Source organism: Streptomyces adustus (genome assembly GCF_009377175.1).
GTDB classification, from domain to species: Bacteria; Actinomycetota; Actinomycetes; order Streptomycetales; family Streptomycetaceae; genus Streptomyces; species Streptomyces adustus.
Genome location: NZ_VJZD01000003.1, coordinates 18,127 through 38,549, shown reverse-complemented (window position 1 = coordinate 38,549; position 20,423 = coordinate 18,127). Strand labels below are relative to the sequence as shown.

At 68.8% G+C, this 20,423-nt stretch carries 19 protein-coding genes and 1 pseudogene; 7 read left to right on the top strand and 13 right to left on the bottom strand.

The features are described from left to right. Positions 1–316: 316 nt before the first annotated feature. Both mgtA and FNH09_RS01455 read right to left on the bottom strand, forming a co-directional pair. Positions 317–2,998: a magnesium-translocating P-type ATPase gene (mgtA, locus tag FNH09_RS01460; RefSeq protein WP_152884242.1), complete on the bottom strand. Its 2,682-nt coding sequence runs from the start codon at positions 2,996–2,998 to the stop codon at positions 317–319. Beyond that, positions 2,991–3,353, bottom strand: coding sequence for a metalloregulator ArsR/SmtB family transcription factor (locus tag FNH09_RS01455; protein ID WP_162467988.1), 363 nt, complete (start codon positions 3,351–3,353; stop codon positions 2,991–2,993). The genes mgtA and FNH09_RS01455 overlap by 8 nt, the downstream gene beginning before the upstream one ends. Before the next feature lie 506 nt (positions 3,354–3,859). Here FNH09_RS01455 and FNH09_RS01450 point away from each other — a divergent pair. Beyond that, positions 3,860–4,126 (top strand): GlsB/YeaQ/YmgE family stress response membrane protein, encoded by a 267-nt coding sequence (locus FNH09_RS01450; protein ID WP_162467973.1) that lies wholly within the window; start codon positions 3,860–3,862, stop codon positions 4,124–4,126. 237 nt (positions 4,127–4,363) lie between these two features. On the opposite strand, the pseudogene FNH09_RS48050 reads toward FNH09_RS01450, so the two are convergent. The 4 genes and pseudogenes from FNH09_RS48050 to FNH09_RS01435 all read right to left on the bottom strand — a co-directional run. Beyond that, positions 4,364–4,508: pseudogene (locus FNH09_RS48050) on the bottom strand (transposase); the annotation flags it as partial. A 33-nt stretch (positions 4,509–4,541) separates the two neighbouring features. Beyond that, on the bottom strand, positions 4,542–5,120 hold the full coding sequence (locus FNH09_RS01445; RefSeq protein WP_162467972.1) for a YrhB domain-containing protein: 579 nt from the start codon (positions 5,118–5,120) through the stop codon (positions 4,542–4,544). A 223-nt stretch (positions 5,121–5,343) separates the two neighbouring features. Further along, positions 5,344–5,538, bottom strand: a complete 195-nt coding sequence (locus FNH09_RS01440; RefSeq protein ID WP_152884237.1) for a hypothetical protein — start codon at positions 5,536–5,538, stop codon at positions 5,344–5,346. 137 nt (positions 5,539–5,675) lie between these two features. Then, entirely contained in the window at positions 5,676–7,517 is a 1,842-nt protein-coding gene (locus FNH09_RS01435; RefSeq protein ID WP_162467971.1) for an RNA polymerase sigma factor, read from the bottom strand. Positions 7,518–8,275: 758 nt separating this feature from the next. Here FNH09_RS01435 and FNH09_RS01430 point away from each other — a divergent pair. After that, complete coding sequence (locus FNH09_RS01430) at positions 8,276–8,908, top strand: PadR family transcriptional regulator (RefSeq protein ID WP_152884233.1); 633 nt, start codon at positions 8,276–8,278, stop codon at positions 8,906–8,908. Continuing rightward, positions 8,905–9,894, top strand: a complete 990-nt coding sequence (locus FNH09_RS01425; RefSeq protein ID WP_152884231.1) for a hypothetical protein — start codon at positions 8,905–8,907, stop codon at positions 9,892–9,894. Before FNH09_RS01430 ends, FNH09_RS01425 begins: the two co-directional genes overlap by 4 nt. Here FNH09_RS01425 and FNH09_RS48045 read toward each other — a convergent pair. From FNH09_RS48045 to FNH09_RS01405, 4 genes are all read right to left on the bottom strand, one after another. After that, positions 9,884–10,345 carry a DUF6228 family protein gene (locus FNH09_RS48045; RefSeq protein ID WP_338017432.1) on the bottom strand — a complete coding sequence of 154 codons (462 nt, stop codon included), beginning with the start codon at positions 10,343–10,345 and terminating at the stop codon, positions 9,884–9,886. The genes FNH09_RS01425 and FNH09_RS48045 overlap by 11 nt on opposite strands. Positions 10,346–10,439: 94 nt before the next feature. Next, positions 10,440–10,931 carry a tetratricopeptide repeat protein gene (locus FNH09_RS01415; protein ID WP_152884229.1) on the bottom strand — a complete coding sequence of 164 codons (492 nt, stop codon included), beginning with the start codon at positions 10,929–10,931 and terminating at the stop codon, positions 10,440–10,442. A gap of 405 nt (positions 10,932–11,336) precedes the next feature. Beyond that, complete coding sequence (locus FNH09_RS48040; protein ID WP_238426367.1) at positions 11,337–12,356, bottom strand: hypothetical protein; 1,020 nt, start codon at positions 12,354–12,356, stop codon at positions 11,337–11,339. A 313-nt stretch (positions 12,357–12,669) separates the two neighbouring features. Continuing rightward, the gene (locus FNH09_RS01405) at positions 12,670–13,143 is read right to left on the bottom strand and encodes a hypothetical protein (RefSeq protein ID WP_162467970.1); all 474 of its coding nucleotides are present in this window, start codon (positions 13,141–13,143) and stop codon (positions 12,670–12,672) included. A 230-nt stretch (positions 13,144–13,373) separates the two neighbouring features. Here FNH09_RS01405 and FNH09_RS01400 point away from each other — a divergent pair, with 230 nt between their 5' ends. Both FNH09_RS01400 and FNH09_RS01395 read left to right on the top strand, forming a co-directional pair. Further along, the gene (locus FNH09_RS01400) at positions 13,374–13,904 is read left to right on the top strand and encodes an SMI1/KNR4 family protein (RefSeq protein WP_162467969.1); all 531 of its coding nucleotides are present in this window, start codon (positions 13,374–13,376) and stop codon (positions 13,902–13,904) included. Positions 13,905–14,262: 358 nt separating this feature from the next. Further along, a complete protein-coding gene (locus FNH09_RS01395) occupies positions 14,263–14,859 on the top strand; it encodes a hypothetical protein (protein ID WP_152884226.1) in 597 nt (198 codons plus the stop codon). A gap of 243 nt (positions 14,860–15,102) precedes the next feature. Here the strand turns inward: FNH09_RS01395 and nhaA are convergent, their stop codons facing one another. After that, entirely contained in the window at positions 15,103–16,998 is a 1,896-nt protein-coding gene (nhaA, locus tag FNH09_RS01390; protein ID WP_152884224.1) for a Na+/H+ antiporter NhaA, read from the bottom strand. A gap of 652 nt (positions 16,999–17,650) precedes the next feature. Between nhaA and FNH09_RS01385 the strand changes: the two genes are divergently transcribed. Both FNH09_RS01385 and FNH09_RS01380 read left to right on the top strand, forming a co-directional pair. Then, complete coding sequence (locus FNH09_RS01385; protein WP_162467968.1) at positions 17,651–18,442, top strand: SDR family NAD(P)-dependent oxidoreductase; 792 nt, start codon at positions 17,651–17,653, stop codon at positions 18,440–18,442. A gap of 154 nt (positions 18,443–18,596) precedes the next feature. After that, positions 18,597–19,205, top strand: coding sequence for a TetR/AcrR family transcriptional regulator (locus tag FNH09_RS01380; protein ID WP_152884342.1), 609 nt, complete (start codon positions 18,597–18,599; stop codon positions 19,203–19,205). 64 nt (positions 19,206–19,269) lie between these two features. Here the strand turns inward: FNH09_RS01380 and FNH09_RS01375 are convergent, their stop codons facing one another. Beyond that, positions 19,270–20,037, bottom strand: a complete 768-nt coding sequence (locus tag FNH09_RS01375; RefSeq protein WP_162467967.1) for an SDR family NAD(P)-dependent oxidoreductase — start codon at positions 20,035–20,037, stop codon at positions 19,270–19,272. Between the two features lie 163 nt (positions 20,038–20,200). Further along, positions 20,201–20,422 (bottom strand): hypothetical protein, encoded by a 222-nt coding sequence (locus FNH09_RS01370; protein WP_152884222.1) that lies wholly within the window; start codon positions 20,420–20,422, stop codon positions 20,201–20,203. Between the last annotated feature and the right edge of the window lies 1 nt (position 20,423).

The window sequence follows — 20,423 nt, the reverse complement described above, 5'->3', positions numbered from 1 at the left end:
TTGCGTAGTTGCGCAATCTAGCAAATCTATGAGCAGGGCAGCACTGATCCGCACACGATTCACAGGTGAGGCATCTCACGGGAACCGCCTCCCGAGCCAAGATGTCTTCCTACGAGCCGGTACGGTGCCGCAGGGCATACCCCCTTGAGCCGGCCCGGTCATCACCTTCGCGCCGTCGACCGACGCCGACCTGCGGGAACGCGTCAAGGATGCACTATGCGACGGAGGGATCGCCCGGTAGGGGTTCGGGGTGTGGAGGCAGCGTACGCGACCGGGTTTTCACGAGGGACCGGAGCCCAGCGGTCGAAGGACAAGGTCAGTGCGTGTTCCGTCCGAACCGCGCCGTGATCCACGCGGGGCCGCTGCCGCCGCGTGACGCGTAACGCGCCCTGGCCGCCAGGAGGCCTGCGGTGTAAAGGGCAAGGACAGCGGTGAGCAGCAGGTAGTACACGGCCGGCAGGGCGGTCAGACCGAGCATCGGCCCGAGCGGTGAGAGGGGCAGCGCCAGTCCGATGGCGGCGAGGGCGATCGCGGCCCAGACGACCGGGCTCGGCCTGCGGTGTTCGGCGCTGCGGCGCCCGGCCCGCAGCAGAACCATCACCAGGGCCTGGGTGAGCAGGTTCTCGGTGAACCATCCGGAGTGGAACATTGCCTCGTCGTCCCCCGTCCCCGGCCCGTGCAGGGCGAGCGCGAGGACGCCGAAGGTGGCGAGGTCGGCGACGGCATTGAGCACGCCGAACCCGGTGATGAAGCGCAGGAGGCGGCGTGGGTTCAGCACGGTCGGCCGGTGCAGCACCGCGGGGTGGGGGCGGTCGTGGGCGAAGGCGAGCTGGGCGGCGTCGAAGCACAGGTTCTGCAGCAGGACCTGTGCCGGAAGCATGGGCAGGAAGGGCAGCAGAAGACCCGCGGAGAGCATCGCGAGGACGTTGCCCAGGTTGGACGACAGGGTGATGCGCAGGTAGGTGGCGATGTTGCCGCCTGCGTACCGGCCCGCGGCGACGGCATGGGCGATCGCGGTGAGGTCCTTCTCCGCGAGCACCAGGTCGGCGCCCTCACGGGCCACGTCGGCGGCGTCGCGCGGGGCGATCCCGACATCGGCGGCGCGCAAGGCCGGCAGGTCGTTGACGCCGTCACCGAGGAAACCCACCGTGTGCCCGGCCCTTTGCAGGGCCCGGGTGATCCGGGCCTTGTGGTCCGGCGTGCAGCGCGCGAAGACCGTCGTACGAGCGGCGGCTTCGGTGAGTTCCGCGTCGGTGAGGGTGTCGACGCGGTCGGCGGTGAGCACGGCGTGCTCATTGACGGCGATGCCCAGGTCGAGGCACGCGCGGACGGCTGTTCCCGGGTGGTCGCCGGTGAGGACCTTGATGGTCACACCTCGGTGCGTGAGGACCTCGAGCGCGTCGGCAGCGGTGGGCGCGAGCTCGTCCCGAAGGGTGACCAGGCCGCGGAAGGTGAGGCCGCGCGCATCGGCCGCAGTGTAGTCGCGCCCGCGGGCGGAACGCTCTGCGGTGGCGACCGCCAGGACGCGCACTCCGTTGTCGGCGTGCCGGGCGGCGAGGCCATGCAGCCGTTCCCGCTCGTCGTCCGCGAGTGCACAGCGTTCGAGGACCGCTTGGACGTCTCCCTTGACGATCAGGGTGTGTGCGCCGAGTCGGCGCGGGGTGCGGACCACTGCGGTGGCGAGGCGACGGTCGGGCGCGAAGGGGACGGCCGCGACCCCGTCGTACGCCGTGAGCTCCTCCTCGTCGGCCGCGTCCAGGATCGCCTCGTCGAGGGCGTCGGGTTCCGGCAGGTCGGCGAGTTGGAGGGTCCACCACGCGTTGACGGCGGCCCAGTGCAGAACGTCGGGGTCGTCCTCGCCGTCCGGGCCGAGGGCGCGGTCGGCGACCGGCCGGTCCTGGGTGAGGGTGCCCGTCTTGTCCAGGCACAGCACGTCGACGGCACCGACGTCGTGCAGGGCGGGAAGCCGCCTGACGATCACCCCGTGGGCATGGGCCAGCAGTGAGGCGCCGCGAGCCAGGCACAAGGTGACGAGGACCGGAAGCATTTCCGGGGTCAGCCCGACCGCCACAGCCACGGCGAATGGCAGCGTCTCCAGCCCGCGGCCTCGCAGCGCCGCGTTCGCCATCAGCACCAGCGGCGGAGTCAGCAGCATGAACCGGATGAGGATCCAGGAGATGCCCTGGACGGAACGGTCGAAGGCGCTGGCCCTCGGCCGAACGGCAGCGCGCTCGTGCGTGGCGGCGAAGCGGGTACGGGCGCCCGTCGCGACGACGACTGCGGAGGCACTGCCGGAGGCCACACTGCTGCCCTGGAAACAGAGCTGCGGCTGCTCGAACACCCCGACGCTTCGCACGCGAGGCAGCTCATCCGCGGATTTGGTGACGGGTGCGGATTCTCCGGTCAGCGCGGCTTGGTGCACGGTCAGGCCGCTGGCCCGCAGCAGTCGTACATCCGCCGGCACCAGATCGCCCGGCCCCAGCCGGATCACGTCACCGGGCACCAGCTCGGCCACGGGTACCTCGCGGGTCACCGAGGCAGCTTCCGCATCGTTTCGCCGCACAACGGTGGCGGTCGTGGCGACCAGCTCACGCAGCGCGGCCGTGGACCGGTCGGCTCGATTCTCCCCGGAGGCGCGCAGCACACAGCTCACCACGACGAGCAGGAGAATCACGCAGGCGGTGCCCCAGGCGAACACGGCTGCCGACACCAGACCCAGGCACCCCAGTACCGCCGTGAACGGATCTCGCAGACTGCGTACGAACAGCTGCGGCCAGGAGGCTTGGTATCGGGCCGGGGCGGTGTTCTCGCCCAGCCGGGCAAGCCGCTCCTCGGCCTGCGTCTCGGTCAGGCCGCGCGGGCCGCTGTCCAGTCCGCGCAGCACCTCCAGCACTGTCGGCGCGGAGGGTGCGGGTGGGGCAGCCTCGTGGTGAACGAATACCGCCGACGGGCCAAGTGCCTCGGCGTCCTGCCCCGGGGCCGCGGTGGTCTCAGCCAACGGTTCCACGCAGTTCGCGCACCGGTGCGAAGGCGTGCTGCGAACGTGCGGTCAGCTGTCCGACCATGACGCGCACCACGGTGACGATGTCCGGATCGTCGACGTAGTAGACCTGTCGTCGGCCTTCGCGGCGGGAACGCACGAGTCCGGCGAGCTTCAGTTTGGCCAGGTGCTGGCTGACCGCGGGCAGGGCGCCGCCCACTCGGTCGGCGAGGTGCGTGACGTCGCTCTCTCCCTGCGACAGAGCCCACATCAGGTGCAGCCGGGCCGAGGAGGCGAGGAGCCCGAACGTGGCGGCCGCCTCGGCAAGGACTTCGGCGGACGGATCCTCGAAACCAGCCGCTTTCCCCGTCACAGTTCTCTCCCGTCCCGCCCACTTCACAGCCGACACCCCTACGCCCACACAGTGTAGGTGTCCGAATCCTCGGCGTTCGCGCGCCGAGGAGACGCCCGGCCGTCCTCCCCGGAGGACGGCCGGGCCGGGGGCGCAACGCCGTGGTCGGTCCTCGTAGTAGTGGTTGACCACCACGTCGGGTTCGTCGTCGAACGCCTCGTTCAGCAGGGCGCCGCCGACGAGACCGGCCGCACCGCACCGCACCGACTGCGGGATCATTCGCCGGACCGTCGGTCGCCAGGTCGTAGCGGGCCGGCTCAGTGCCTGTGCCTCCTGGTCGAGGACTCGGACAGTTCGCAGCTTGCGCAATGTCATGAATGTGTGACAGGACCTCAACGACTCACCTGCGGCTCACCGTAGGCACTGGTCCTGCCTGGGAGCAGTTCATAGGATTGCGCAACCAAGCAATCAGCGCCACTGGCCTCCGGCGGACTCCGCCCGGCCCGGCCCGTCTGGAGGACAACATCGTGGGCATCATCAGCTGGATCATCCTTGGCCTGCTCGCCGGTGCCATCGCCAAGATCCTGTTGCCCGGCCGCGACCCGGGCGGAATGATCGGCACCACCCTGATCGGCATCGCGGGCGCCTTCATCGGCGGCTGGCTCTCCGCCCGCTTCCTCGACCGCCCGGTGGAGAAGCACTTCTTCGACCTCTACACCTGGGGCGCGGCGATCGGCGGCTCCCTGGTGCTGCTGATCGGCTACCGCATCCTGTTCGGCAACTCCCGCGACTGATACGGACCCAGGAGCCGACCGTCCCAGGTGGGCGGCGATGGCCGACAGCAGGCCCCGGAAGGTCCACCCGGCGCCCGGTTCACCCATGGCCCACAACTGCCGTACCGGGTCGCTCCGGTAGAGCTTCGCCGTGATCTGTGCCGTGTACGTGTCACCGCCACTGAGGGCCTCGGTGGCGGTCCCGACCCTTGCCACAGCCGGCGCAAATGGTCACTCAGAGTATTCGGCCACGTTCAGAAACGCCTCCGGCTCGCTGCCGCCGACCATCAGCCCAAGGATCTCGAAGTGCCCGGTCGCGGAGATCGGTGGCTATGACCACGGCCTGGGAGACGATCCGGTGGCTCACCCCCGCCTTGCGGTGGGTGGCGTCCAGAAAGACGTATCCGCGTGTTCGGCAGGGCGACTGGCTTTCCAGTCATCTCTCGGGTCTCTGACCTGCTCGGATCGCTGCCCCGCTCAGAACGGTATTCGCCGCAAGTGCCGGGTTGACAGGCTCCACGAGTTCCTTGGTGACGATGGCCACCAGGCTCGCGGGCGCATCACCCTCCAGCAACGCGCTCACGTACTCGATGGCCTCCGCAGGCGAGAACACAGGCAGCCTCTGACGCAGTGTCCGCACAGCGTGCATACGTCCGCGCGTAGCGGCGACCGCGCACAGCGCATCGTGCAGATCGTCCACTGCCGTGCGCACCGGCAGCCCACGTATCCGGGCTCGGTAGTCGTCCTCCCACGCTCCGGTTTTCGCAGAGACGATGCCGATCTCGTGCAGTCCTCCGTCGACACGGTCGACCAGATACGGCCCAGTGCCGAGCAGCATGCACTCCCCAGTACGTGCGAACTCCTCGGACTGCCACCAGACGATCCACACCAGCTCGTGCTCCTCGACATGGAGCACAACCGTCCTCACCGCGTCCGCGCTCACAGCCCGCCACTGCTGGTAGTCGCGCTCCAACTGCTCTTCGACAGCCCGAACGGCGGCCTCTCGCTCGATCACGCGTGCAGCATCCCGTACGGGCCCGGCTTCGACCAGTGAATATCCCGCGGCTCAGGGCCACACAGAAGGGGCCGACGAGCCTTCTCGCCCAGGCACACAGCAGCTGACGAACAAGTGCGCTGCGCAAGTACCGCTGCGCACCCTCGGCACCTGCCAGGCGTGCCACGCCGGAACCCCCGCGATTGCCGGCACCTGCATCGTCCCGCCGACCGCGGCCGAGCGCTCATGTGGCCGGCTCCCGGTCGCTGCTGTCGTTGTCGGCGGGAGGCGACGCACCGACCGAATTCTGTCGGGGCTGCCTCCGGCTCCAGATCTGCTTCGCGCTCCAGCCCGCGGTGGCAAGCACCGTGGTCGACAGAAGGCTGCCGACGAACTCGGGCAGGGAATCACGCAGCAAGTGCATCAAGAACTCGTACACGGCTGATACCGGCGCGCCAGAAGAGCCCGGCCGCGCGCCGACTCCCGTTCCGTTTGAACCGTCGGACATGCAGGCACCCCCGGGCTCGCGGGTGCTGAAACAGCGAAGCCCGAACACGGCTTCGGTGATGTGGCTCCTCAGCCCGGTTCTCCGCACTCCCGCAGGGCCAGCGACCTCAAATCGGCATCGGTTCGATTGCCGAGTGTGTCTGTGGCCGCGACCGACAGTTGCAGTTGCACGGTGTTCTCTGCCTTGGGCTCGCTCCGGTACGCCGGAACATCGAAGCGCGCCTTGCCACCGTCCATGACCCAGCTGCCTGTCGTGAACGCCGCATCGTCAGGATGATGAACCGTGAGCTGCACGCTTTGAATCCCGGACGGATCCGATACCGTCACCCACACGCTGAAGGTCGAGGGCGTACCTGCCGGGCCGCACACCTGCACGAAGTGCCCCCCTTCCAGGAGCTCTTGCCCCACCTGCTCCGCACTGACGCCGGCCAGGCTGACGCTGGGACCAGTGGTGTCCTCAGCGGTCTCGCCGCCGGAGGTGCCACCGACGGTGCCGCTGGTGGTGTTCCCTGCGCTACTGGAGCCGGAAGTGCCCCCATCACTCCCACCGAAGGTGCCGCCGGAGGTGCCGCCAGTGGTGCCACCGGAGGTGCCGCCATCGTTTCCGCCGGAGATTCCGCCAGTGGCGCCGCCAACATTCCCGCCCGTGGTGCCGCCGGAGGTGCCACCGCCCGTGGTGCCACCGTCATTCCCCCCGGAGGTTCCGCTCGTGGTGCTGCCGGAGGTGCCGCCATGGTTCCCGCCAGTGGCACCGCCGGAGGTTCCGCCAGCGGTGCTGCCATCGTTTCCACCGGAGGTGCCGCCGGTGGTGCCAGAAGTCGACCCTTCTCCTGTTCCCCCCGACCCGGCGATCGCGTGCACTCCCGGGATGTTGCTGATGTCGGGCAACGCGATGTTCGCCCCGCTCTTGTTGGCGGCCACGGCGGCTGCGACCACCGCGAGGAGACTCGCCGCCAGAACAGTTCCGCTCCGATGGCCAGGCCGACGACGAGGCTGGGTGACTGCCTCCGGCGCCCCGTCCCATCCGGTGGCGCGGAATGCTCCACCGCCGACGGACCCCTGATGGGCATCGGTGTCAGGCGCTTGGGTGTTCCTCGGTGTCTGCCGACGTGGCCTTTCCGTCTCCGTCCGCAGGCGCTGCGCGTCGCAGATCTCACGGATCCGGTCGTACAGCTGCGGCGACGGTGCGAACCACCCCACCCCCAGCCAGCGGTGCTTCTTATCGCGAATGCCCGGATAGGCTTCGCACTGTTCGCACTGCCCGATGTGCCCCAGACCGGCTTCTCGGTCCTGGGGGCTCAACTTCACCTGCGCTCCCTGCTGACCCGGCGTGATGCGGCATGTGAGCAGCAACTCCCGGCACGGCGGGTCCTTCTGCAGCAACTGCACCAGGAACAACGCCTCGTCGGCCTGCCGCCGCGCACAGGACAATGCCGGCTTGTATTCCCTGTACAGATCCATGCCCAGTGCCCTCGCGTGCTGACTGAGCAGCTGACCCGCGGTCCGGTCGTCGACGAACCTCGCCATCACGCGCTGTTCCGTCTCGCCCAGGGCCTGCAGGACGGACCGAACGGCAGACCGCCCATCCACCAGCGCTTCTCCACCGCTCTGGGCGGACGGCGGCTCCTCCACTTCGGCCACAGGCTCCGGACACCTGCGGCGGACCTGATCCACTGCCTTGTTCCTGACAGCCGATCGCAGCCAGCCACGCACATTACGGATCGTGTCCGCACTGCGCGCCATCGCCTCGAGCGCGTCGCCAACGGCGTCCTCGGCATCGTGCCAATTGCCCCCCAAGGTGGGTCGCGCCACCTCGACCAGAGCGCTCCAGTTCTGCTCCATCAGCTGCACGCCGGCCTGGTACTGCCCAGCACGGAACTCCGCAACGAGTTCTCGGTCGTCCGTTGTCATTCGCTTCCCGCCTCTCCGCGCGCCTGGCGGGGCCGCCCCCGCCCGTTCGACGCGTGTGACAGGAAGTCGTTTCTCACGAGCGTGATCGCGGAGACGAGCACCCGAAAAAGACGAGGAGTCATGCGTCAGCAGCATGTTCGCGCAGGGACGGCCTTCCCGGAGATCCACCGGTCTGGCCCACCGCTTCTCATCGTGGCGGCATCTGGGCCGGTCAGGACGCGATTGCCGACCGCTTCAGGAACCCTTTGGCCGCCCAAGTAGACGCCGAACGCAATCAAGATGCGCCTGCCGTCCTGTCCCCGTCCGCGCAACGCGGACGAGAAGTACGCCCGCAGAGCACCGCCTCCGCGCCCTCAGCATGATCGACGTGCTGGAGGGGTTCCTCAGCACTCGCAAGGAACGGACGTGGATGGCCACCACGGCGCCGCCCGACGAGGAGCACCCCGAGATCACCCGCCCCACCGTCCACCGCGTGCGCACCCATCCACTGCTGAGCGCTCGCCCATACCGCGGCACCTGGGCCGCTGCCCGCGCCGCCACAGCTCAGCCCCTGACCGCTTATCCATGCAGGCAACGGTTCACCGCCTGGGGAATGACGTGGCCACAGCGGTGATGTCGCGTGACCGTCGATGGCGCGCAGCGCGGCCCCGAACTCTTGCAGCGTGCCTGAGAGGCGGGTGTGTCGGGTGGCGGCGTCGACGGGGGCTCCGGTTCTCACAGGACCGCTAATAGTTTATTTGGACTGCTAGAGTTCGACTATGCCGCGTCGCGCTCTCGACAACCCGATCGTTGTGGCCGTGCTGGGCCTCCTGCTCGAACAGCCCTCGCACCCGCACCAGATGCTTGCCGAACTGCGAAGACGCAGCGACAACCACGCGGCCGCGATCACGCGAGGCACGCTCTACAACACCGTCGCCGCCCTGACCGAAGCGGGATGGCTTGCCTCACAAGGCCGCCAGCGTTCGGGAAACCGTCCGGAGAGAACCGTCTACGCACTCACGGAAGAGGGCCGCCACGAACTCGTACGACGGCTGGACTTCCAGATCCGCAACCCGGAACGCGAGTTCACGCAGTTCCTGGGTGCAGTCACCTATCTCGGCGCCCTCGGGGTGAGCGGCGCGGAGAAGGCCCTGGCCGAGCGTGCCCGACGCCTTCGGCAACGTACGGCCGCCGATGAAGAACGCCTCGCGGAAGCCCTGGCGACCGGCGTGCCGCGCTTGCACGTCATCGAGACTGAATACGCGTTGTGCCTCGCTCGCGCCGAAGAGACATGGATCGGCTCGGTCATCGACGACCTGCGCACCGGTGCGCTGACGTCGCCGACCGGTGCGGCAAAAGACTGCGCACCGCTTCCCCCTGTGACGCAGGACCGAAAGGGATCGAACGAATGACACGGACCGCGCATGACGGCCTGCTCTTCGGGATCTACCCGGGCGGAGTCGCCGGTGACGACACCGGGGGCCTGGCCGACGGGCCGCCCGATGACCCGGCCCTGGTGTCGAGCGCGCTCGACCGCCTCCAGGGCCGACCGGGCCGCCCGTTCCTGGTACGCGCCTACACAGGCTTCGACGACACCACCCGCCTCGGCAGGCCGCATACGACCGCTGCGCCGGCCGCCGCGGTCCAATACGCCGTCCGGGGGCGCCGCCTGGACCTGGTGGCGCAGTACCAGTCCCCGGCCGGAGACGTCGACGGCTACTGCGCCTTCCTGCGCGAGCTGGTCGAGCAGTACGGCGCGGTGACGAGCACGTTGCAGGTGACGGAGGAGCCCAACGTCACGTCGAACCCGACACTGGACGGCTACTACCCGGCGGTGCGTGAGGCGATCGTCCGCGGGGTTCACGCCGTCAAGGCGCGAGCACGTGAACTCGGGTACACAGACCTGCGGGTCGGATTCAACACCACCCCGCTCTTCGGGCCTGCAGCCTCCTTCGTCACTGACCTGACCGGCTTCGGGGGAGAGAACTTCATCGCCGATCTGGACTATGTGGGCCTGGACTTCTTTCCCGACGTCTTCCGGCCCGTCGACGCATCCGACCTCACGCACACGGTCGAGGCACTGCTGCGTCATCACCGTGACTCGGTACTGGCACCCTCGGGCCTTGGACACCTGCCGCTGCACATCACCGAGCACGGCTGGCCTACCGGACCCGAACGCCCCCCGCACCGGCAGGCTGACGTCGTCGAGGCCGTGGTGAATGTGATCGCCACCCAGTCGAAGCAACTCCACCTGAGCGGTTACACGCATTTTGCGCTGCGAGATGCCGACAGCGCCGAAACGGGGCTGTTCCATCAATTCGGGCTCACCACCGATGACTACTCCCCCAAGCCCGCCTTCGACACCATGAGAAGGCTCGTCGAACGCTTCAGTGTCTGACGGGAACGACGAGTAGGGCAGACTGCCTCCAAGATCGCAGTCTTCCCCCGCTCGCACAGACGACCGTTCGTGGGAGCGGTCGTGGATCAGGCTCCAGCCCGTGCTTCAGTGCCGGAGGGACCGCCAAAGGCCGAGGCGGGGGCTGCGTCCGGTCTGCCGGGCGGCCAGCCCCCGCCCGTTGGACGTGGCCGCCCGATTGGTGTTCCGCCGAGATCGTCAGGTCGTATTCCGACGAGTGCCACGTGCGCGCTCCCTCCCAGCCCCGGAAGTCCTCGGCCAGCGAGGAGAGGAAGCTGTGCAGGCCATCGCCGTCCCACGTCCGCACCGAGGTCTCGACACTCACCCACCGGCCGCGTGCCTTGATGAGGAAGTCGAGCGTCGGTTCGTCGTCGTACGGGCGCGTCAGCTCGGAGAAGAGCAGGTGGACGGGACGCGGTCCAGGGTCTCCCACCCGGACCGTGGGACTGCCGGATTCGTCATAGTCGATCACGTAAGCCGGGGTACATCAGAGTGCTCGTGATGCCAGGCGTCCGCCCGTCTCTTGCTCACCGTTCCCCCGCTCCTGGCGGAACTCGCTTGTAACCAGCCTCCGTTGCACGGCGGTACCACTCTTGTGCCTCGTCTTGTTCACCATGTTGGCTCAGCCAATACGCCAGGTTCACCATGGCCGGCGGAGACCCGTGGTCCGCCGCGCGCCGATAGACCTCGAGGGCGCCGTCTTGATCGCCCGCGTGATCAAGTGCGAGGGCGAGGTTGAACAGCTGAAGTCCAGCCCTGTACGGCCCCAACCTGGACAGATAACTCTGCTCGACATACTCCAGTCCGTCACGCCGGTAGGCACTCAGCAGGAGATTCGTCGCGCTCCTGATACCAGGCTTGGTGGAGAACCAGGCAAGCGGCCAACCGATGAGGACTGCCAGAGCCGCGATCACCCACGACGTCCAAGTCGGTGCGCCCATCACTGAATGAATCCAACCCGTGACGGCTCCGAGGACGAGCACCACCGGAACTCCCGCGGAGACCGCGAAGAGCAGCACGAGCGAACGCCTACTCCAACCGTAAGTCACTTCACAAGCTGAGCAGGTCGAGCAACGCGCGACAAGGGCCTGTCACTCCCCAGGCCGACGCGGTGGTGCGCGCGGTACCCCTCATGAGGATGGTTTCCCTGGGGGGCTGGACGGTCGACGACACCGACGAGGAAAGCGGACGACGCTGACCGGGAACCTGACCATGAAGTCCCTGCCGCGGTCGGGATGTTGCTACGGCAGCGTCGGGCGGACCGTGGTCGTGGGACCACGGGTCTGCGCGGCCGGTGCCCGCGGCTTGCCTGCGGTGTGGCCGAGGAGGAGTGGCAGACGGACTCGCTGTTCGAGGAGCTGGAAGCCCGCGAGGCAGCCGACCGTGCCGGCGGCCCCTGTTGCTGCATGCCCCGGGTTGTCGGCTCAGGTGAGCGCCGGGGGCGAGCTCCAGGGGTCGTCCCACTGCGGTTCGATGCTCTCGGGGCGAAGCAGTCCGCGAAGGCAGCGTCGCAGTCCCGTGTCGCCGCCGTAGTCGGCCGCGCGCATCCACGGCAGCGGTTCCATGAGCCGTGCCGTCTCGTCGGTAGCGCACGCGTCCAGTACCGCGCACAGGACGTCCGGCACAGGGGTATCCGTCAGGCACAGCCACCCCAGCGCGGCGCTCACCCGGACCGCGGGCGGCATCGCGGGGTCGGACCACAATGCCTTGGCCCATGCCTCTCGCGCAGGGTCGGCGTGCTCGTAGGCCAGTTGCGCGATCGCGAGTACCAGGCCGGCGCGCACGGCGGGATCGGCTTCGGCACGCAGACGCGTGTGCAAGGCGCCGCGGATGTCGTCGATGCGCCCGGACGCGACCACCGCCGCATAGGCGGCCGCGACGCGCACCTGGGGGTCGCGGTCGTCGAGCAGGGCCATGACGAGGTCTGCGTCCGCGGCTATCGCGTCCCGTGCTGCCTCGATCCCCCAGGTCCCGAAGTAGCCGCTCGGTTCGTAGCGCCTCCCACCGTCGGTGACGCGCAGCAGCTCTTCGCGGGTGCACCGGCCGGGCCCCGGCGTCCACTGCACGATCCCCGCCGCCAGTTCCAGCGCGTAGGCGCGGCAATGACCGCCTGGGTCAGCCGCGACGCGCAGGAGGAACGGCACCGCCAGCGCGGCCACCGACCAGGCGCTGTCGGCCAGTTCCCCGTTCACTCCTCGCAACGCTCGGTACACCACGTCGGCGTCGTCGCAACGCAGACGCGCCACGTCGTCCCGGATCTGCGGGCCGCGGGGAAAGCGGCCCCACGGGACGTCGTCGTACGCGAACGCGTCCTTGGCCTCCCGGGAGAGCGACGCCAGCACCGCACGAACATCGAGCGGACCGCCCGCGTGCTCCTCGGGGTCCCTGCCCACGAACGCCTGCGCGACCGCCTGGTACACCGGATCGTTCTCCCACCACGTCATCCCTGCCCCCCTCGACACCAGAACGAGACGCGCGCGCCAAGGCGGTCGCACACGAACCGCGGTTCGACCGGCAACCTATCGATCAACACCGCCGCACCGTGCACGGTGCCGACGCGTTCGCGCACAGATCCCCCCATCCGTTGAGAGCTTCATCCAGCGGGGCACCGGACCGAAGACCCCTCAGTCGCTCGGCGATCCTGCGTACCTGACAGGGTCGGCGGCCGCCGGGGCTTTGGACTTCACCGCGCAGCGCCTGGACCACGTCCCGCATTCCGTTCCCACCTCGCAGCCGTCCGAGCGCAGCCCGCCTGCTCTATCGAACAGGCCCGCACTCATCGACGATCACGGTCGGCTCCGACAGGAAGACATCCCCGTCGACGGGGCCATAAGCGATGTTGAACGTGTCGAGCCAGTACGACCAACCGCGGATTCCCAGCGCGCTGCTGAACCGGTAGTTCAACTGCCAGCGGACCCACTGCCCGGGAAGCAGCCGAACTGCCGGCGGCCTGCGCGGCCGAGGCGGCAACCCGAAGAGCGGCTCCACACGAGCGAGCACTCGGAGCCGATCGCCTTCGTCCCGCAGGCCGACACCGATCTCCCGGAGGTCTTTCCGGCTCGATCGCGGCTCGAAGCCGTCAGGCTCGGACATCTGGACGAAGTGGGCAAACCCAGAGGGCATCTGAGGCAATGAGAAACCGACCGGCGCCGCGTTCCTGCGGGCAGCGGCTTCCCCGCCCCGAGACTGCTTCGTCCAGGACGTCTTGATCCACTGCACCGTGATGTCCACCGCACCTGCCCTTTCGCCGAGAGCCTACGGTCAACATCTGCTTGACGTCACCGAGGCTCCGACGCAACTGCCTGCTGCCAGTTCTCGGCAGCATTCCACAGGGCTGGAGACCCGGACCGCTCTCCGAAACCGCCTGCGCGCGCTGTCCGGTCTCACCTACGCAGCCAGCCCGACCTCTTGAAGCTCCCATAGATCGTCAAGCCCGTGAGTGGGGTCCGTAGGATGCGTTCGTGGCGGGGTTCGACGAGGTCAAGGCGACGTTCTGGGGCGAGGGGCTGTATGGGGTTCAGCCACCTTTGACCGACGCGGTCGTTGAGGACGCCGAGCGTCAGCTCGGTGTCCGCCTGCCGGCTGCGTTGCTGGAGATCCTGTGGGTCCAGAACGGCGGTGTGGTGGCGGACGCGTGGAACGCGTTCCCGACCGATGTCCCGACGTCGTGGAGCGAGAATCATGTTCCGCTCGACGAGATGATGGGCATCGGTCGTCACGACGGACAGGTGTCCTTGCTGGACACGGCCTACTTGGTCGAGGAGTGGGGTCTGCCCTCGCCCCTGGTTCTGCTGTCCGGGGATGGTCACTGCTGGATTGCTCTCGACTACCGGGGGTGCGGGAAGGACGGGGAGCCTTCCGTGACGTGGTTCGACGTGGACGACAGCACGGAGCTCCCGCTGGCTGCGGACTTCCAGGCATTCGTCGAGCGGCTGACCGCGGCCGTGTCGCTCGATCCCGATCACACGGACGGCAACCCGTCGGCGTCGTGATCCGGCTCCGGCCGAGCCGATGGACGTCCGTGTGCGTGTCGATTCCGACTGACACCGCTATCTCTGGCGCTGTCATGCTCGGCTCTGCCGTCCTTCCGTATGGGTACCGGATCAGCGTGCGCTGCCCGGGCCGACGGACAAGACAGTGATGAGGCCGGTGGCCAAGCTCCGATGAGGTCACGGACACCCGCGGGCACACGCAGTGGCGTCGCCCGGCGGCCGACAATTCAACAGACGGACAGCCGAAGCGTCAGTCAGACCCGAAGTCGGACCCCGCACGACGCCAGGGTCATCCTCACTGTCAGACCCTGCTGTTACGTTGTCGCGAGGATCTTGCTTCAGCCTCTGGAGAGGGCGTATGTACGACGAACGGCTCGCCGAGTTCTCCCGCGAGCGGCTGGACGGCCGTCCCATACCCGACGATCTGCGCGTGCTGCTGGTGGCGCAGTGGGACGGCCGCACCGACTTCACCCGCCTTCTCGACCTCGAACTCTTCGAGGCGGGAGAGGTCCACCCGCTCCTGGACACCAGCTATCAGAGCGAAAAGGAGCTCGCGGACCCGGAGATGCAGGCCGTCAACGCCGGAGCCGCGCAGATGGCCAAGTACGCCAAGTTCGTGGCGAAGAACGGAAACGGGTGGACCGGCTACTGGCTGCACCCCGACGAACCCGCCGACCGTGCCTGGCACGTCATAGAGCTGGACACCGAGTTCACCTTCCGGAGCCTGGCCGGCCTCACCCTGACCGAGGGATCCGCCGCCGAGCAGGCAAACTACCAGGACGAGCCCGACGAGCGAATCGCGTTCACACAACTGGCCGCCGAACTTGCCGGGCTCGGCCTACCGCTCAGTACCCAGGACTACGACGCCCTCGATGACGCCGAGTGCGCGGTGGACCCGGAGGAACTCATGGGGAAGCTGATCGAAGCCGAACGCGAGAAGCGCGGTCTTCGCTGAACGGGGAGACGCCGGCGCCCCGGAGGCCACGGCAGGAGGTGGTTGCCGTCCGGGCCTCCGCCGGTCATGAGCTGTCTCGTTCGCCGGTCGAGCGGTTGACGCAAAAACGTCGCCTGACTACGCGCAGGACATCCGAGTGGCGGCCGCGGTAACAGGCAGCCGCCGCCGGGTCGGTCACCGTCCAAGCTTGTCTGCCGGCTCCGTCCGTCACGATGCCCCGGCAGGCTCCACGACAGGCCCAGGTCAAGAGGCCGACACGGCGGCACGGTCCCGGGCTTTGTAGACCGCGTCGGTCAGACTGGCAAGATCATACGGACCGCGGTGCACGCGGCCGTTGACGAAGAACGTCGGTGTGCCCGCGACCCCGCTGAGGTCGGCGGACTCTATGTCCTCAGCCACGTGTGCGGCACCCAGGTGGGCACGCAGGTCGTTTTCGAAGCGGTGCACGTCCAGTGCCAGCTGACCGGCGTAGCGCAGGAGATCCTCCACCCGCAGATCTCCCTGGTGGGCCAGGAGGACATCGTGCATTTCCCAGAAGGCGTCCTGGCGAGCGGCCACTTCGGTGGCCTCGGCTGCCAGTTGTGCGTGGGGGTGTACGTCGTTGAGCGGGAGGTGCCGCCAGACGTAGCTGACATCTCCGGCACCGGCGAGAAGCTGGCGCAGTACCGGCTCGGTCTGACCGCAGTAAGGGCATTCGAAATCGCCGTACTCGACTACGGAAACCGAGGCATTACGGGGGCCCCGCACGTGGTCACGCTCCCAGTCCACCGGTACGGCGAGGTCGATGACGCCTTGGCCCGTGCCCAGCAGGGCACGGGTCCGAGTGCCCTGGGGCAGGGCGTGGACCAGGGTGGTGATCATCCAGGTGAGCGCCAGGGAGACGGGCACTGTCGCGAGAATACCGATCTTGGCCTGGGTGAGTTGTTCGCCGCTGAAGGCGAGGGCGGCGATCAGGAGTGAAACCGTGAACCCGACACCGGCCGCGCTTCCACCTGCGAGGACGGCACCCCAGCCCACCTGGGGACGCAGGTGCCCCCGGCTCAGCCGGGTGGTCAGCAGCTCGGCGATGGTGATGCCCAGCGGTTTGCCGACGACATAGGCGACGACGATACCCAGCGCGATCGGAGAGGCAAGGCTGTCGACGAGACCGCTCAAGGGCACGTGGATGCCGGCATTGGCAAGGGCGAACAGGGGGACGATGACGTAGCTCGACCAAGGGTGGTAAAGCTGCTCAAGGCGCTCGTTGGGAGATATCGCCGTCGCCAGCCCTTGGCGCAGGGAACGCTCGAGCTCGGGGGTGGGCTGCTCCCGGAAGAGCCGAAACAGCCCGGTGGTGTGTTCCAGATCGCTGCGTGACGCCGGATACGCGTAGGTGATCAGGCCGAACATCAGCCCCGTGACGACCGGGTCGATGCCGGATTCGAGCAGGGCCACCCATACGACTGCGGCAAGGACGGCGTAGGGCGCTCCGTGACGAACCCCGGCCCTGCGCAGGAGCAGCACCACCGCGAACGTGGCCATGGCGACCAGCAGGGCCGGCCAGGAGAGGTGGCCGCTGTAGACGAAGGCGATGACACCGAGAGCGACGAAGTCGTCGACGACCGACACCGTAAGCAAGAAGGCACGCAGAGTGCCCGGGAGCCGATCGCCCAGGAGCGCCAGGGTCCCCAGCACGAAGGCGGTGTCGGTGGACATGGCCGTGCCCCACCCGTGTCCGGCACCGTGCCCGGCGGCGAAGGCCATGAAGATCGCCACGGGAACGAGCATGCCCATGACGCCCGCGACAAGGGGCAGCGTGAGGCGGTGGCGCTGGCGCAGCTCACCCATGTCGAACTCCCGGCGCGCCTCCAGACCGACGACGAAGAAGAACAGCGCCATCAGGCCACTGTTGACCCACTCGCGCAGTTCCAGCCCGACACCGGCGGAGCCGACCCGGACGGACAGCACCGTGCCCCAGGTGTGCTCGTACGCCGCAGGGGCCGCGCCGGCCCACACCAATGCGGTGAGCGCTGCGGCCACCAGGACGACAGCACTGCCCGTCTCGGTGCGCAGGAAGTCCCGCAGAGGAGTCCGCATGACATCTGAGCAGACAGTCTGTCCGGTTCGCCGCGAACGTGTACCAGAGGTCTTGGAAGTCATGTCTTGTGCTCACCCATGTCAGACGCGTGGGGCGCGGGTCCTTCCAGAATCCGTCAGCCGGCAGCGTCGTGCCTGCTGAAGCAATCGGCGGACGGCGAGCCACGTGCGCGGCGGCTGCGCCGGTTTCGGGTGAGAGCGCTTGCTGGTGGGTTTCGGCATCACGCGTTGCCCAAGGAGCACGTGAATGGTGGCGAGAAGTGGGAGCACCCCCGGTGGCGGGGAGGTCGTTTCTGCGTACGGAGCCGGCCTCCTCGGTGACAGGATGGCGGCACCGCTCCAGGCGGGCGGCGCCCACGGCCAGGGCAGTCAGCCGTGGCGTCGGCCCTCGAAGTGCCCGGGCCCATCGGGCCTCGCTCGTTCGCGATGCAGGTGCAAGCCGGTCGGTCCGTGCAGGAAACCGCCACACCGGCCCGGTCCGGACCGGGCGATACGTGTCCTCGGACCGGGCTGGCTGCCGACCGGCAGCGTGATCAAGGCAGCGCCCGCGCGCCCCCTCGTCCGGGATGCGTCCCTGGCTGCGGCGCTTTAGCGTCACCACACGTGGGCTGCCCCGCAAAAGGGCGGCCCGGCCGGCTGTTCGCCGAGGTCGAAGCAGCACCCGGTGCAGCTCGGGATACCCGGACGACGTCCACCAGCCCAAGAGGACACTGCCGTGAATACAGCACCCCGCCGCACCGTACTCGTCACCGGCTCCACCTCCGGCATCGGCGAGGCAATCTGCGCCGCCTTCGCCCGCGACGGAGCCGACGTCGTCGTCAACGGCCGTGATCCCCAGCGCACCGACGCCGCTGCCGAACGCATCCGCGCCACGGCCCCACACAGTGAGATCCGCGCTGTCGCCGCCGACGTCAGCACCGCGGATGGTGTCCGCGTCCTGACGGATGCTGTGCCGGAGGTGGATGTTCTCGTCAACAACGCCGGGATCTTCGAGGCGAGACCCGCATTCGAGATCACGGACGAGGAATGGATCCGCTACTTCGAGACCAATGTGCTCAGCGGTGTCCGGCTCACCCGCCACTACGCTCCTGGCATGATGCGGCGCGGGTGGGGCCGCGTCGTCTTCATCAGCAGCGAATCGGCCATCAACACCCCGAAGGAAATGATCCATTACGGCGCCACGAAGACCACCCAGCTGGCCGTCGCCCGCGGTTTCGCCCAGGCGGTCGCGGGAACCGGCGTCACCGTCAACACCGTGCTGCCAGGCCCCACCCTCACCCCCGGTGTGGAGGTGTTCATCGCCGACCGTGTCGGCGACAACATCCCCTTCGAGGAAGCCGAACGCCGCTTCATCGCCGAGGAACGCCCCACCTCGCTCCTGGGACGGCTCATCCGCCCCGAAGAGGTCGCCAGCCTCGTCCGCTACGTCGCCTCCGACGGCGCCTCCGCCACCACGGGCGCCGCACTCCGCGTCGACGGCGGCGTGCTGAGCAGCATCATCCCCTGACGACGACCGGCGCCGGTGCGGCTACAGCAAGCCCGGGGACCCTCCTCCGGTGAGGCGCCACCGCACCGAGGACGCGCCCGTGCCGGCGCGGTCGGCGAGCAAGGGCACGCCCCCTACGATGGACCAGGTGGTCCATTCGCAGGAGGTGCGGGACATGCGCGGTGAGCTGACGGCCAAGGGCAAGGCGACGCGGAGCCGGATCGTCGAGGGGGCCGCGGCGGTACTGCGGGAGAAGGGCGTCGCGTCGGCCACCCTGGACGACATCATGGTGCGCACCCGCAGCAGCAAGAGCCAGCTCTTCCACTACTTCCCGGCGGGCAAGGACGAACTCCTCGTCGCGGTGGCCCGGTTCGAGGCCGATCAGGTCCTGGAGGACCAGCAGCCCTACCTGGGTCGCCTCGATTCGTGGGAGGCCTGGAGCGAGTGGCGGGACGTGGTCGTCAAGCGCTACGAGGATCAGGGCGACCAGTGTCCGCTCGGGTCGCTGTTCATGCAGATCGGCCGCTCGACCCCTGGGACACGGGCGATCGTGATCGAGCTGATGCGGCGCTGGCAGGAGAGCCTCGCGGCGGGCATCAGGGCACTCCAGGCGGCCGGCAGCCTGCCCGCCGACCTCGATGTCGACCGGCGGGCCGCGTCGCTGCTGGCCGCGATCCAGGGAGGCGTGTCGATCCTGTTGTCGACAGGGCGGTCCACTCATCTGCGTGCCGCTCTCGATCAGGGGATCGACGACCTGAAGCACGCGGCCCGCACCACGGAGTGACCTGCACGCCCTCCGCCTCCCGGAGTGCTCCGGGCGGCCGGCGCGCCGGGACGCGCACCGGACGTCAGGCGGCGACGACCGCGACCGTGGTGCGGCCACCGTCGACGTCGAGCACGATGCCGTGCACGAAGGCCGACTCGTCGGACGCAAGGTACACGGCGGCGTTCGCGATCTCCTCGGGGCCGCCCATCCGATTCGCCGGGGTGCCCTTCATCATCACCTCGGCGGGGTGTTCCTCTCCGGGGGCCGCCGCAGCCAGCACCACCCCTGGAGAGATGGCGTTCACGCGGACACCCTGAGGCCCGAACTCCGCCGCCCACGCCCGGGTCAGCGTCTCCATGGCCCCCTTCGTGGAGCTGTAGAGAGCTCCGACCGGGATCCCGAGGCGCGCGATCCAGGAACCCAGGTTGATGATCGACCCGCCGCCGGCCTCCACCATGGCCGGGGCGACGGCCGCCGTCAGGAAGAACGGGGCCTTGACGTTCACCGCGTAGACCTGGTCGAAGGTCTTCTCGTCCGTCGTCGTCGTGGAGTCGGCGGGATAGATGCCGGCGTTGTTCACCAGGATGTCGATCCGGCCCCCGAGGACGCGGGTCGCCTCCTCGGCCAGAGCCTGCGACGCCGCGGCGCTGCCGTCCAGATCGGCCTGCACGAAGTCGGCCCGTCCGCCGCGGGCCCGAATCCCCTCGACGACCTCGTTGCCCCGTCCGGCGCTCCGGCCGGAGACGATCACGTGCGCCCCCTGGGCTGCGAAGGCTTCGGCGATCGCTCGTCCGATGTTGCTGGTCGCTCCGGTCACCAGGGCTGTCCGGCCCTCAAGACGCATCGACATGATCCACTCCGTTGCATTCGTTGTTCACCGTGGACCCGAGCGGCAAGAAGGCGGCAGCGCCCTCGGCCGGACGGGGCCCTGAAATCCAGGGCATGTGCGTCAACGTACGACCGAGAAATTGGACCAGCAAGTCCAGAAGAATCGGCCGGCCGGCCGAGGGACCTCAGCTGCCGGATGTTCCGCCCGGCTCCTGGTCCCGCGCGGCCTCGGCGACGGAGACCAGGGCGCGCGTGCGGGTGTCGAGGACCTCACTCCGGGGCCACGCGGCGCCGAAGGTCTGGACGGTGGCGAGCCGCTTGAGGTCCGCGCCGTTGGCGGGCTCACCGGCCGTGGGTTCCAGGAACTGCTCCAGCGGGACGCCGCAGCGAACGCCGAACGGCGCCACG

Excerpts from the sequence above, each read along its gene's own strand:
- FNH09_RS01435 (WP_162467971.1), bottom strand. The coding sequence starts at position 7,517 with ATGACAACGGACGACCGAGAACTCGTTGCGGAGTTCCGTGCTGGGCAG.
- FNH09_RS01430 (WP_152884233.1), top strand. The coding sequence starts at position 8,276 with ATGCCGCGTCGCGCTCTCGACAACCCGATCGTTGTGGCCGTGCTGGGC.
- FNH09_RS01425 (WP_152884231.1), top strand. The coding sequence starts at position 8,905 with ATGACACGGACCGCGCATGACGGCCTGCTCTTCGGGATCTACCCGGGC.
- FNH09_RS48040 (WP_238426367.1), bottom strand. The coding sequence starts at position 12,356 with ATGACGTGGTGGGAGAACGATCCGGTGTACCAGGCGGTCGCGCAGGCG.
- FNH09_RS01395 (WP_152884226.1), top strand. The coding sequence starts at position 14,263 with ATGTACGACGAACGGCTCGCCGAGTTCTCCCGCGAGCGGCTGGACGGC.
- nhaA (WP_152884224.1), bottom strand. The coding sequence starts at position 16,998 with ATGACTTCCAAGACCTCTGGTACACGTTCGCGGCGAACCGGACAGACT.
- FNH09_RS01380 (WP_152884342.1), top strand. The coding sequence starts at position 18,597 with ATGCGCGGTGAGCTGACGGCCAAGGGCAAGGCGACGCGGAGCCGGATC.
- FNH09_RS01375 (WP_162467967.1), bottom strand. The coding sequence starts at position 20,037 with ATGTCGATGCGTCTTGAGGGCCGGACAGCCCTGGTGACCGGAGCGACC.